The sequence below is a fragment of the Micromonospora sp. M51 genome, from assembly GCF_018070305.1.
Taxonomy (GTDB): Bacteria; Actinomycetota; Actinomycetes; order Mycobacteriales; family Micromonosporaceae; genus Micromonospora; species Micromonospora parva.
The window spans coordinates 1-12,104 of the sequence record NZ_JAGPXZ010000107.1 but is presented as its reverse complement, the minus strand read 5'-3'; the positions used below and the strand labels follow the sequence as shown (position 1 = coordinate 12,104).

Here is a 12,104-nt window from a genome sequence, read left to right as displayed (position 1 = left end):
AGACCTGCTTGAACTCGGTGATCGCCGTGTCCAGCGAGCTGACGATGTCGTCGCCCCACTGGTTGTCGGCGATCCCGGCCAGCACACCCTCGTGCTTGTGCCGCAGGTACTGGAGGAACTCGGCCTCGAAGCGCCGGATGTCACCCACCGGGATGTCGTCCAGCTTGCCCTCGGTGCCGGCCCAGACCGAGACGACCTCTTCCTGCACCGGGTACGGCGAGTAGTTCGGCTGCTTGAGCAGTTCGACCAGCCGGACACCGCGGTCCAGCTGGGCCCGGGAGGCCCGGTCCAGGTCGGAGGCGAAGGCGGCGAACGCCTCCAGCTCGCGGTACTGGGCCAGGTTGAGCCGCAGCGAGCCGGCGACCTTGCGCATCGGCTTCACCTGGGCGGCGCCGCCGACCCGGGAGACCGAGGTGCCGACGTTGATCGCCGGACGAACGCCCTGGTTGAACAGGTCGGTCTCCAGGAAGATCTGGCCGTCGGTGATCGAGATGACGTTGGTCGGGATGAAGGCCGAGATGTCGTTGGCCTTCGTCTCGATGATCGGCAGACCGGTCATCGAGCCGCCACCCAGCTCGTCGGAGAGCTTCGCGCAGCGCTCCAGCAGGCGGGAGTGCAGGTAGAAGACGTCACCCGGGTACGCCTCACGGCCCGGCGGGCGACGCAGCAGCAGCGACACGGCCCGGTACGCCTCGGCCTGCTTGCTCAGGTCGTCGAAGACGATCAGGACGTGCTTGCCGCCGTACATCCAGTGCTGTCCGATGGACGAGCCGGTGTACGGGGCGAGGTACTTGAAGCCGGCCGGGTCGGACGCCGGCGAGGCGACGATGGTGGTGTATTCCAGCGCGCCCGCCTCCTCCAGCTGCCCCTTGATCGAGGCGATGGTGGAGGCCTTCTGGCCGATGGCGACGTAGATGCAGCGAACCTGCTTCTTCGGGTCGCCGGTGCGCCAGTTGTCGCGCTGGTTGAGGATGGCGTCCAGGGCGACGGTGGTCTTGCCCGTCTTCCGGTCACCGATGATCAGCTGCCGCTGGCCCCGACCGATCGGGGTCATCGCGTCGATCGCCTTGATGCCGGTCTGCAGCGGCTCGAACACCGACTGCCGGGACATCACGTTCGGAGCCTGCAGCTCCAGCTCGCGGTAGCCCTCGTCGGCGATGTCGCCGAGCCCGTCGATCGGCTGGCCGAGCGCGTTGACCACGCGGCCGAGGAAGGCGTCACCGACCGGAACCGAGAGCACCCGGTTGGTGCGCTTGACCCGCTGCCCCTCCTCCAGCTTGGCGGAGTCACCGAGGACGACGACGCCGATCTCCCGCACGTCGAGGTTCAACGCCACGCCGAGCGTGCCGTCCTCGAACTCCAGGAGCTCGTTGGTCTTGGTCGAGGGCAGGCCCTCGACGTGGGCGATGCCGTCACCGGTGTCGGCGACGGTGCCGACCTCCTCGCGGGAGACGTCGGACGTGTAGGAGGAGACGTAGCGCTCCAGGGCGCCGCGGATCTCCTCCGTCGAGATGGTCAGCTCGGCCATCCTCTGCTTCCTTAAAATTCAGGGGCCCGGGATACCTAGTACCAACCGGTCCGAATGGCGTCTGTCAATCCGGGCGCTGGGCGGCTGAGCCGCTCAGTCGCTGGGCGGCGAAGCCGTTCAGCGCTTCGCGAGCGCGTTGCGGGTCTCGTTGAGGCGGCGCAGGATGGTGCCGTCGTACAGGTCGGAGCCGACCCGGAGGCTCACGCCACCGAGGACGGCGGGGTCGACCGTCTGCTTGACGGACACCTCTCGACCGGATAGCGCGGTGAGGCTCGCACCCAGCCGACGCTCGTCCGCGTCACTCACCGGGGCCGCGACGGTCCCTTACGCCCCCTGCCGGTCACGCCGGTCGGCGGCCAGCTCGACCAGCCGGGTGAGCGCTCCGCGGAAGGAGCGTCCCCCGAACCCGCCGAGCGCCGCCTCGACGAGGCGGACGGTGACCGGACGGGCCTTGTCGGCGAGCAGCTCGCGGGCCAGGGTGGCCCGCTGCTCGATCGGGGCGACCGGGTCGGCGAGCGCGTTGCTCAGCGCCGGCTGACCGGCCACGACCTGGCCGAAGCGGAACAGCTCGTCCTCGACCTCGCCCAGCTCGCCGGCCTTGTCGGCGCTGGCGAGCAGCGCCTCCACGCCGAGGCGCTCGGTGCCGTCGAGCAACTCCGACGGTGCCGACCAACGGCCGGAGACCAGCGAGACGAGCAGGTCGAGCGCGTCGGCGCCGATCCGCCCACCCAGCATGTCGCCGAGCAGCGCGCCGCGGTCCGCACCGGAACGGGCCGGCTCGGACAGCGCCCGACGCAGCCGCGGCTCCCGCCGCAGCAGGGACGCCACGGAGAGGATGGCGTCGGCGGTGGAGGCCACCGCCGACGGCTCCGCGCCGCGGACGTACTCGTCGAGGCGCTCGGCCGCGATCTTGTACGACTCCCGGCTGGCGGCCTGCATCAGCGGGCCCCCGTGCTCTCGAGACCGCTCAGGAACCGGTCGACGGTGCCCTTGCGCCGTGCCTCGTCAGCGAGCGACTCGCCGACGATCTTGCTGGCCAGGTCCACCGCGATGGTGCCGACCTCCGCGCGCAGCTCGCGCACGATGGTGGCCCGCTCGGCGGCGAGCGCGTCCTTGCCGGCCTGGATGACCCGGTCGGACTCCTCCCGCGCCTTGGCGAGGATGTCCTGCCGGATGCCCTCGGCGTCGGCCCGCGCGTCGTCACGGATCTTGGCGGCGTCGGTCCGGGCCTCAGCGAGCTGGGCACGGTACTGCTCGAGCAGCTGGTTCGCCTCGGCCTGGGCGGCCTCGGCGCGCTTGATGCCGCCCTCGATCGCGTCGACCCGAGCCTGGAACGTCTGCTCCATGCGCGGGAAGACGAACTTCATCAACACGAAGCAGAGCACGGCGAAGGCCACCGAACCGACCACGACCTCCTGCCAGAGCGGGATGATCGGGTTGTGGGCGGACTCACCACCCTCAGCGGCGAGGAAGTACATGATTGCCTCCCGGTCTAGGGGCGGGATCAGGAAGCCGAACCGGCCCAGATGAAGCCGAAGGCGATGCCCAGCAGCGCCAGCGCCTCGATGACGGCGAAGCCGATCCAGACGTACGGCAGGGTCATCCGGGACGACTCCGGCTGGCGGGCGGTCGACTGGATGTAGGCGGCGAAGACCAGGCCGACGCCGATGCCGGGGCCGATGGCGGCGAGGCCGTAGCCGATGGCAGCGGTGCTACCGGTGACCTCGGCGAGAACGCTAGCGTCCATTGGTGTGGTTCCTCCTGGTTATCACGCGTGACTCTCACGCGGGACGACAACGGTTGGTGCGGTGGATCAGTGCTCGTCGGCGAGCGCGCCCTGCACGTAGCTGGCGGTGAGGACGGTGAAGACGTATGCCTGCAGGCAGATCACCAGGAACTCGAGGAAGGTGAGCGCGATGGTCATCACCCAGGAGAGCACCGAGACCGGAGCCAGCCAGGCGTTGGCGCTCAGCATCGCGAAACCGCCGAGCGTGAAGACCAGCAGGAGCATGTGACCGGCGAACATGTTCGCGAAGAGACGAACCGCGAGCGAGAACGGCCGGACGATGAAGGTCGAGAAGAGCTCGATCGGGATCAGCAGCGGCAGGATGTACCACGGTGCCGGCGGGATCAGCGAGTTCTTGAAGTATTTGACGAAGCCGTGCTTCTTGATGCCGATGTAGTTGAACAGCACGTAGCTGATGATCGCGAGGATCGCCGGGAAGGCGATGTGCGAGTTCGGCGAGATCTGGAAGAACGGGATGATCGCGAACGCGTTCGTCAGCAGCACGAAGCAGAACAGGGTCGTGAAGTACGGGGCGAACCGCACCCCCTGGTGACCGATCATGTCGACGGCGATGTTGTTGCGCACGAAGCCGTAGATCGACTCGGCGAACCACTGCTTCTTCGTCGGTACCAGTTGCGGGTTCCGGTAGGTCGCCAGGAAGAAGATGATCAGGACGCCGACCGCGATCCAGACCATCGCCGTGATCTTGGTGAACCAGATTGAGTCCTGACCCCAGGGCAGGATGCTGGGCAGGTAGAAGTCGTCCACCGTGGGTGGGAATCCCGCCTGGCCCGCTGCCAGAACGTTCGCCTGTCCGAACACCGCGTCCCTTCCTAAGTTGGCGTGCCGAGCCGGCGAACGACCAGGATGATCCCCCCGGCCATACCGAGCACGACTCCGATGCCGGTGGCGACGCCACCGGTGTCGAGCCACTGGTCAACCAACCAGCCGATGAAACCCCACACGAGCATGCCTCCGACGAGGTAGCTGAGCGCGGTCCAACCCTGACCGGCGCCGGACGGATAATCGTCCGGTTCACCGGCGGGACGGGGGGTTTGGTCACCAGCCATGACGGGGCGAACGATATCAGCCGGGAAGACGAGGCTGTGCCTCACCCCCCGCACAACCGTCGTTGTGTGGGCTTCTCGTGGGCGCCGTCGTCTGTGGGCACGCTACTCCCCTTCCGCCCGTCGGAAAATGACCGGAGGCCGACACATTGCGGCGCGTCCGAAAAGTGGGACGACCGTCAGGTCAGCTGTGCGCCCGACGAGCGTGCACCGTGGTCAGCCACCAGATGTGTACCGCCGTCCACACTGCCACCCCGGCGACGATGCCGAGGCAAAGCGGGATCAACCCGGACCAGCCGGTCGACGCCACCGCCACCAGCACCCCACCCAGCAGGCTGAACTTCAGCACGTACAGCCCCACGCCGAGCGGCAGCAGCAACTGCGGGTTGATCTGGTCGGCCCGGGCCAGCACCACAGTGGTCAGGGTGTAGCTGAACACCGTGACACCCACGCCGGCCGCCGCGCCGAGCGCCCCGGTCAGACCGCCGGTCACCCCGCCCACCAGCGCGGCGACCGCGGCCAGCACCGCCGACGCGGCCAGCAGCACCGGCAGGTGCCGCAGCCGCCACCGCCGGTCGGTGTCCGGCTCGACCACCCCGGGCTCAGCCACGGGGGTACGCCGGGAACGTCGCGACCAGCTCGGCCACCTCGGCGCCGAGCCGGGTCAGCTGGTCAGCCCCGCCCGGAGTGCCGGGATCGGTGCGCACCGCGCGGGCGATCATCGTCGCCACCTGGCGCAGCTCCCCCTCGCGCATCCCCTGCGTGGTCACGCTCGGTGTGCCGACCCGGATGCCGGAGGCCACCATCGGCGGCTGCGGGTCGTACGGGATCGCGTTCTTGTTCAGGGTGATCGAGGCGGCGTCGCAGCGACGCTCGGCCTCGGTGCCGGTCACCCCCAGCTCCCGCAGGTCGATCAGGGCGAGGTGGGTGTCGGTGCCACCGGACACCGGGCGCATCCCCTCGTCGGCCAGCCCGGCGGCGAGCGCCTGGGCGTTGCTGACCACCTGCCGGGCGTACGTCTGGAACTCGGGCTGGGCGGCCTCGCGCAGCGCGACCGCCTTGGCCGCGACCGCGTGCATCAGCGGGCCACCCTGGGTGAACGGGAAGACCGCCTTGTCGATCCGCTGCGCCAACGACTCGCGGCACAGGATCATGCCGCCGCGCGGGCCACGCAGCACCTTGTGGGTGGTGGCGCAGACGACGTCGGCGTACGGCACCGGCGACGGGATCGCCCGGCCGGCGACCAGGCCGATGAAGTGCGCCGCGTCCACCATCAGGTACGCGCCGACCTCGTCGGCGATCTCCCGGAACCGGGCGAAGTCGATCAGGCGCGGGTAGGCGGTGGCCCCACAGATGATCAACTTCGGTCGGTGCGCCCGTGCCAGGTCCCGTACCTCGTCGTAGTCGATCAGCTCGGTGTCCGGCCGGACCGGATAGCCGACCGGGTGGAACCACTTGCCGGAGAAGTTCACCCGGCTGCCGTGGGTGAGGTGCCCGCCGTGCGGCAGGTCCATCGCCAGCACCGTGTCCCCCGGCTGCACCAGCGCGGCGTACGCGGCCAGGTTGGCGCTCGCCCCGGAGTGCGGCTGGAGGTTGGCGTGCTCGGCCCCGAAGAGCTCCTTGGCCCGGGCGATGCCGATCTCCTCCGCCCGGTCCACCTCGGCGCAGCCGCCGTAGTAGCGCCGGCCCGGGTAGCCCTCGGCGTACTTGTTGGTCAGCGTCGAACCGAGCGCCGCCAGCACCGCGGGCGAGGTCAGATTCTCGCTGGCGATCAGCTGCAGGCCGCCCCGCAACCGGTCCAACTCGCCGAGGACCACCCCGGCGATCTCCGGATCGGTGGCCCTGAGCTGGGCGAAATCCGGCCCCCAGAAGGTGCTCGTCTCGGTCTCCACAGCAAACGAGTCTAGGGGGCAGCAGACTGGGACCCGTGAGATGCCTCGTCACCGGAGCGACCGGCTACATCGGCGGGCGGCTGACGCCGCTGCTGCTCGCCAACGGGCACACCGTGCGCTGCCTCGCCCGTAAGGCGGTGCGGCTGCGCGACGTCCCCTGGGCCTCGGCGGCCGAGATCGTCGAGGGCGACCTGAGCCGACCGGAGACGCTGGCCGCCGCGTTCGCCGACGTGGACGTCGCGTACTTCCTGGTGCACTCGCTGGGCCGGTCCGACTTCGAGGCGGCCGACCGGGCGGCGGCGACCAACTTCGCGGCGGCGGCGCGGGCGGCCGGCGTCCGGCGGATCGTCTACCTGGGCGGCCCGGAACCGGCCTCCGATGCTGAGGTGCCGTCCCCGCACCTGCGTTCCCGCGCCGAGGTGGGCCGGATCCTGCTGGCCAGCGGAGTGCCCACGGCGGTGCTCCGGGCCGCGGTGATCATCGGGTCCGGCTCGGCGTCGTTCGAGATGCTGCGCTACCTGACCGAGCGACTGCCCGTCATGGTCACTCCGCGTTGGGTGCACAACCGGATCCAACCGATAGCGGTCCGCGACGTGCTGCGCTACCTGGCCGGCTGCGCCGATCTGCCGGCCGAGGTCAACCGGGGCTTCGACGTCGGCGGGCCGGACGTGCTGACCTTCCGCGAGATGATGCAGCGCTACGCGCGGGTGGCCGAGCTGCGCCGACGCGTCATCGTGCCGGTCCGTCCGCTCACCCCGTCGCTCTCGTCGCACTGGGTCGGTCTGGTCACCCCGGTGCCGAACAAGATCGCCCGCCCGCTGGTGGAGAGCCTGATCCACGAGGCGGTCGCCCACGAACACGACATCGCCCGCTACGTCCCGGACCCGCCCGACGGCCTGACCGGGTTCGACCAGGCGGTGGCGCTTGCGCTGGCCAAGGTACGCGACGCCCAGGTGGAGACCCGCTGGTCCACCGCGAGCGGCCCGGACGCGCCCGCCGAGCCGCTGCCCAGCGACCCGGACTGGTCCGGCGGCACCGCCTACACCGACGTCCGGGAGCGGGTGGTGGACGCCCCACCGGCGGCGCTCTGGCGGGTCGTCGAGGGCGTCGGCGGCGAACACGGCTGGTACTCCTTCCCCCTCGCCTGGTCGATCCGGGGCTGGCTGGACCGGCTGGTCGGTGGGGTCGGGCTGCGGCGGGGTCGACGCGACCCGCACCGCCTCCAGGTCGGTGAGGCGCTGGACTTCTGGCGGGTCGAGGAGATCGTCCCGGGCGAGTTGCTGCGACTGCGTGCCGAGATGCGGCTGCCCGGCCGGGCCTGGCTGGAGATGCGCGTGCTACCCACCGACGACGGCCGCAGCCGCTACCAGCAACGCGCTGTCTTCCTGCCACGCGGCCTCGCCGGGCACGCCTACTGGGGGTCGGTGGCCCCGTTCCACGCTGTGGTCTTCGGCGGGATGGCCCGCAACATCGCCCGCAACGCCGAACAACCCCGCTGACGTCGCCCGCCCCGCCCCCCTACCCGGCGATCTTGCACTTCCTGTCGTCGAATCACGAACTTTCGCGCCTTTTGTCTGGGCAGAAAGTGCAAGATCGCGGGGGTGACAGGTGCGGGGGGTTAGTTGCCGGCTTGGGGTTGGGTTTGGAAGGCCGTTCGCTCGCTCGGCGGGACGAAGTCGCGGACCGGTTCGTCGCGCAGGGCGTAGGACAGCACCGCACCGACCGCGTTCACCATCTGGGCCTGCACCGCCTGACCGACCGCGTCGCGGGGATCGTCCGGGTTGGCGGCCATCGAGGCGACCGCGAGCTGCGGCGTGAACGCCACCACCGTCTCCGTCTCGTACCGTTCCGAGCTGCCGGTCTTGCCGGCCACCGGGCGGCCGAGCTTCGCCCGCAGCCCCGGTGCGGTGGCACCGTCGCAGCGCCCGTACATCGACTGGTCCCCGACCGGGCAGCGAGCCGCGTCGGTGGCCGCCCGCGCCACGTCGGCGTCGAGCACCTGCCGGCAGTCCGGCTTGGCGGCGTCGACCGGCCGGCCGTTCGAGTCGGCGATCGAGACCACCGGCAGCGGCGCACACGAGGTCCCCTCGGCCGCCACCGTGGCGTACGCGCTGGCCAGGTCCAGCGGGGTGGTCGCGGCCACGCCCAGGGTGAACGGACCCCAGTCCTTCGCGCCGTAGCGGGCCAGCTCGGCGTCAGACTTGGCCCGCAGCACGATGCCGAGCCGCTCGGCCATCTCCACCACCCGGTCGGCACCAACCTTCTCGGTGAGCCAGGCGAAGTACGTGTTCACCGAGCGGCCGAACGCGCTCCACATGGTGCGGGGGCCGTCCATCGACGACGGGCTGGCGTTCGCCGGGCACCAGTGGCCGTCGCAACTCGCCGCCCCGGTCACCGGGAAGCGGGTGAGCAGCTGGGTCGGCGCCACGAACTCGGTCGACAGCGGCAGGCCGGACTCCAACGCCGCCAGCAGGGTGAAGAGCTTGAACGTCGAACCGCCCTGGTATCCCTCGATCGCGCCACCGCCGGCGATCAACTGGTTGACGGTGTTCGGGTGGTTCTTCTGCCCGACCGGGTTGTCCGCCACGCTGTACGCGCGGTTCACCGACATCGCCAGCACCCGCCCGGTGCCCGGTTGCACGACGGCGGTGGGCACCGCCTCGGCCCGGCTCATGGGATAGATCTTCAACACCTGCTCGGTGGTGGCCCGCTGCACTCCCGGGTCCAGCGACGACACGATGGAGAACCCGCCCCGGCGCAGCGCGCGCTGCCGCTCGTCGGCGGTCGCCCCGAACGCGGACTGGCTGCTCCACCAGCGGGTGAACCAGTCGCAGAAGAAGCCCCAGTCGTTGTGCGCGTCGGGCACCCCGGTGCAGTCGTTCGGGGTCTCGCTGGGTCGCAGCTGCAGGGGTTCGGCGCGCGCTGCCGCTGCCGCGTCCGCCGGCACCTGCCCCGACTCCACCAGCCGTTCCAGGACGTACGACCGCCGGGCCACCGCGCTGTCGGCGTCGCCGTTGATCGGGTCGTCGCTGTCCGGCGAGCGCACCAGGCCGGCGAGCAGCGCCGCCTGGGCCAGGGTCAACTCGGCCGGGGACCGGGAGAAGTACCGCTTGCTGGCCGCCGCGATGCCGTACGCCCCGGCGCCGAAGTAGGCGATGTTGAGGTAGCGGGTCAGGATCTCGTCCTTGTCGAGCTCCCGTTCCAGGGCGAGCGCGTACCGCATCTCCTGGAGCTTGCGGACGGTGGTGAGTTCGGTGGCGGCTTCCCGTTGGGCCTCGGTGAGTCGGGGGTCGTTGCTGAGCACGTTGCGCACGTACTGCATGGTCAGCGTGGAGGCGCCCTGCCGGGTCTGGCCGTCGCGTTTGTTGACTGTGAACGCGCGCACCACGCCCCGCAGGTCGACCCCGCTGTGCTGGTAGAACCGGACGTCCTCGGCGGCCACTATCGCCTGGCGCATCACCGGGGCCACCTCGTGCAGTGGCACGTCCACCCGGTCCTCCTGGTAGAAGGAGGTGATCAGGGTGGTGCCGTCGTTAGCGTAGAGGTTGGACCGCTGCGCGGTGGGCGGCGTACGGAGTGTGTTCGGCAGCTCCGAGTACGGCGTCGACAGGGCGCTGAAGCCGATCCCGAAGACCAGGGCGACGGGCAGGGCGGCGGCGGCCAGCACCAGCCCGGCCAGCACGCCGGCGATCACCACGGTCAGCAGTTTGTCGAGTTGGGCCCGGATCATCAGCTCTCCCCGCAGGAGCCGGTCACGCTAGGACCCGTTCAGAATGACCCGGAACGCCCCTTTAGCCCCGGGTTTTCCCCAAACCCGGAGGAAACTCGCACCACGCCCGGGGCGGCAGCGCGCACCACGCTCAGGGCAGCAGTACGCCGGCCAGCGGGTGGACCGTCTCCTCGATCTCGTCGGCGACCCGGCTGAAGCACTGGTCGCCACGACCCCACGGGTCGTCCAGGTCATCGGTGGGCAGCGCCGAAGTACCCAGCCGCGCGTCGTGGGCCGCCGCCACCACTGCCACCCCCCGGGCGTACACGGCCTCCGGGGTGGCGTCACCCGGCGGCAGCGCGGCGGCGTCCACCGCCGCCAGCAGCCGACCGAACTCGCCGAGCACGAACGTGCGGGCCGCCGCGTCCGGGCGGAGCGCCACCACGTACTCCTGCTGGTCGGCGGTGGCGGTCAGGACCAGGTCGGCGGCGTCGATGTGGTCCGAGCGCAGCTTGCGCGCCGCGAACCCGGCCACGTCCCCGCCACGGCCGGTGACCTGCCGTGCCGCCGGCGGGTTCATCTCCTCGCCCGCGTGCCAGCCACCCGTGCCGGCGCTGTGGCTGTGCACCAGTTCCTCGGCCTGGGCCGGGTCCTGCGCACGCCGGGTCAGGCGCTCCCGCACCGCCAGCGCGAGCAGCCGCTCCGCCATCGGCGAGCGGCAGATGTTGCCCATGCACACGTGCAGAACCGTGAACGGGGGCACTCAGACCGCCCGACCGTCGACGAGATCCGGAACCACGTCGCGCAGCTTCTCCAGAGGGATCGCCCCGGCCCGCAACAGCTGCGGCACCTCACCGGTCAGATCCACGATCGTGGAGGGCACCGGGTCCGGGCACGGCCCGGCCTCCAGATAGGCCCGCACCGAGTAGCTGAGCTGATCACGCGCCTCGTTGGCGGTGACAGCGGCCGGCTGGCCGGTCTTGTTCGCCGACGACACCGCCATCGGGCCGGTCTCGCGCAGCACCTCCAACGCCACCGGGTGCAGCGGCATCCGCACCGCCACCGTGCCGGTCTTGTCGCCCAGGTCCCACTGCAGGCTCGGCGAGTGCTCGACCACGATCGTCAACGCACCGGGCCAGAACGCCTCCACCAGGTCCCGGGCGGCGGTGGGCAGCGAGAAGACCAACCCGTCGAGGGTGTGCCGCGAGCCGATCAGCACCGGCGGCGGCATCTGCCGACCCCGGCCCTTGGCATCCAGCAGCGCCTTCACCGCGTACGGGGTGAACGCGTCCGCGCCGATCCCGTACACCGTGTCGGTCGGAAGAACAACCAGCTCGCCGTTCTTGACCGCCTCGATCGCCGCAGCGATGCCGCGGTCCCGATCGGCGGGCGACCGGCAGTCGTAGAGCATCACGAGGAGTCAGTCTGCCACGCCGCCCCGATCTAGGCCCGCTGGCCGTCCGCCCGTCGGGACGCGGTCGCGAAGCGGGGACGCCCGGTGAGGTCCGGATGCTCCGCCACGGCGGTGAAGCCGCCGTCCTCGGCGAGCAGCCCGGGCACCGCCACCCCGTGGGTGTCGTCGTGCTCGACGCCGAGCACGCCTCCAGGGCGCAACAGCACCGCCGCCCGGGCGACGACCGGCCGGATCACCACCAGACCGTCCGCGCCACCAAAGACCGCCTCCGCCGGGTCGTGCCCGGCCACCTCGGGCGGGACCACCACGTCGTCCGGCACGTACGGCGGGTTGCACAGCAGCACGTCCACCCGGCCCACCAGCTCGGCCAGCAGGTCCGGCGCGGTCACGTCGGCCTCGACCACCTCGATCGGCCGGTCCCCCGCCGCCGCCCGCTCCGCCGCGTTGCGCCGCAGCCAGGTCAGCGCCGCCGGGGACCGTTCCACAGCGATCACCCGCGCCGCCGGCAACTCCTGGGCCACCGCCAGGGCGATCGCGCCCGAGCCGCTGCACAGGTCCACCACCAGCGGCTCCGGCCGACCCTGGGCCTGCTCGATGCCCCAGCCGGCCAGCAGCTCGGTCTCCGGCCGGGGCACGAAGACACCCGGGCCGACCGACAGCTCCAGGTGCCGGAACCCGGCCCGACCGGTCAGGTGCTGCAACGGCTCA

Annotated in this window: 12 protein-coding genes and 1 pseudogene; 1 reads left to right on the top strand and 12 read right to left on the bottom strand. The window is 71.1% G+C overall.

Annotation, left to right across the window (positions count from 1 at the left end):
• From atpA to glyA, 8 genes and pseudogenes are all read right to left on the bottom strand, one after another.
• On the bottom strand, positions 1 to 1,528 hold a 1,528-nt coding region (atpA, locus tag KBX53_RS08735), incomplete at its 3' end, for a F0F1 ATP synthase subunit alpha (protein ID WP_210858516.1).
• Between the two features lie 117 nt (positions 1,529 to 1,645).
• A pseudogene (locus tag KBX53_RS08730) lies at positions 1,646 to 2,467 on the bottom strand (F0F1 ATP synthase subunit delta).
• On the bottom strand, positions 2,467 to 3,006 hold the full coding sequence (locus KBX53_RS08725) for a F0F1 ATP synthase subunit B (protein WP_030333175.1): 540 nt from the start codon (positions 3,004 to 3,006) through the stop codon (positions 2,467 to 2,469). Before KBX53_RS08725 ends, KBX53_RS08730 begins: the two are co-directional and overlap by 1 nt.
• Positions 3,007 to 3,032: 26 nt before the next feature.
• Positions 3,033 to 3,275 (bottom strand): ATP synthase subunit C, encoded by a 243-nt coding sequence (locus KBX53_RS08720; protein ID WP_030333173.1) that lies wholly within the window; start codon positions 3,273 to 3,275, stop codon positions 3,033 to 3,035.
• 66 nt (positions 3,276 to 3,341) lie between these two features.
• Positions 3,342 to 4,136 carry a F0F1 ATP synthase subunit A gene (gene atpB / locus KBX53_RS08715; protein ID WP_030333171.1) on the bottom strand — a complete coding sequence of 265 codons (795 nt, stop codon included), beginning with the start codon at positions 4,134 to 4,136 and terminating at the stop codon, positions 3,342 to 3,344.
• A gap of 11 nt (positions 4,137 to 4,147) precedes the next feature.
• Complete coding sequence (locus KBX53_RS08710) at positions 4,148 to 4,384, bottom strand: AtpZ/AtpI family protein (protein ID WP_030333169.1); 237 nt, start codon at positions 4,382 to 4,384, stop codon at positions 4,148 to 4,150.
• Between the two features lie 181 nt (positions 4,385 to 4,565).
• Positions 4,566 to 4,991, bottom strand: a complete 426-nt coding sequence (locus KBX53_RS08705) for a hypothetical protein (protein WP_030333167.1) — start codon at positions 4,989 to 4,991, stop codon at positions 4,566 to 4,568.
• Positions 4,984 to 6,273 (bottom strand): serine hydroxymethyltransferase, encoded by a 1,290-nt coding sequence (glyA, locus tag KBX53_RS08700; protein ID WP_030333165.1) that lies wholly within the window; start codon positions 6,271 to 6,273, stop codon positions 4,984 to 4,986. Before glyA ends, KBX53_RS08705 begins: the two co-directional genes overlap by 8 nt.
• A 35-nt stretch (positions 6,274 to 6,308) precedes the next feature.
• On the opposite strand from glyA, the gene KBX53_RS08695 reads away from it, so the two are divergent.
• A complete protein-coding gene (locus KBX53_RS08695; RefSeq protein ID WP_030333163.1) occupies positions 6,309 to 7,772 on the top strand; it encodes an SDR family oxidoreductase in 1,464 nt (487 codons plus the stop codon).
• A gap of 119 nt (positions 7,773 to 7,891) precedes the next feature.
• Here the strand turns inward: KBX53_RS08695 and KBX53_RS08690 are convergent, their stop codons facing one another.
• The 4 genes from KBX53_RS08690 to prmC all read right to left on the bottom strand — a co-directional run.
• Positions 7,892 to 10,003, bottom strand: a complete 2,112-nt coding sequence (locus KBX53_RS08690) for a transglycosylase domain-containing protein (protein ID WP_210858514.1) — start codon at positions 10,001 to 10,003, stop codon at positions 7,892 to 7,894.
• A 130-nt stretch (positions 10,004 to 10,133) separates the two neighbouring features.
• The gene (locus tag KBX53_RS08685; RefSeq protein WP_210858512.1) at positions 10,134 to 10,745 is read right to left on the bottom strand and encodes a phosphotyrosine protein phosphatase; all 612 of its coding nucleotides are present in this window, start codon (positions 10,743 to 10,745) and stop codon (positions 10,134 to 10,136) included.
• On the bottom strand, positions 10,746 to 11,393 hold the full coding sequence (locus KBX53_RS08680; protein ID WP_030333157.1) for an L-threonylcarbamoyladenylate synthase: 648 nt from the start codon (positions 11,391 to 11,393) through the stop codon (positions 10,746 to 10,748).
• A gap of 32 nt (positions 11,394 to 11,425) precedes the next feature.
• Positions 11,426 to 12,104 (bottom strand): peptide chain release factor N(5)-glutamine methyltransferase (prmC, locus tag KBX53_RS08675; protein WP_210858510.1); only part of this gene is annotated, 679 nt, incomplete at its 5' end.

Bases quoted from the DNA above. Each gene is read 5' to 3' on its own strand.
- KBX53_RS08710 (WP_030333169.1), bottom strand. From the start codon at position 4,384: ATGGCTGGTGACCAAACCCCCCGTCCCGCCGGTGAACCGGACGATTAT.
- KBX53_RS08720 (WP_030333173.1), bottom strand. From the start codon at position 3,275: ATGGACGCTAGCGTTCTCGCCGAGGTCACCGGTAGCACCGCTGCCATC.
- KBX53_RS08690 (WP_210858514.1), bottom strand. From the start codon at position 10,003: ATGATCCGGGCCCAACTCGACAAACTGCTGACCGTGGTGATCGCCGGC.
- KBX53_RS08680 (WP_030333157.1), bottom strand. From the start codon at position 11,393: ATGCTCTACGACTGCCGGTCGCCCGCCGATCGGGACCGCGGCATCGCT.
- KBX53_RS08725 (WP_030333175.1), bottom strand. From the start codon at position 3,006: ATGTACTTCCTCGCCGCTGAGGGTGGTGAGTCCGCCCACAACCCGATC.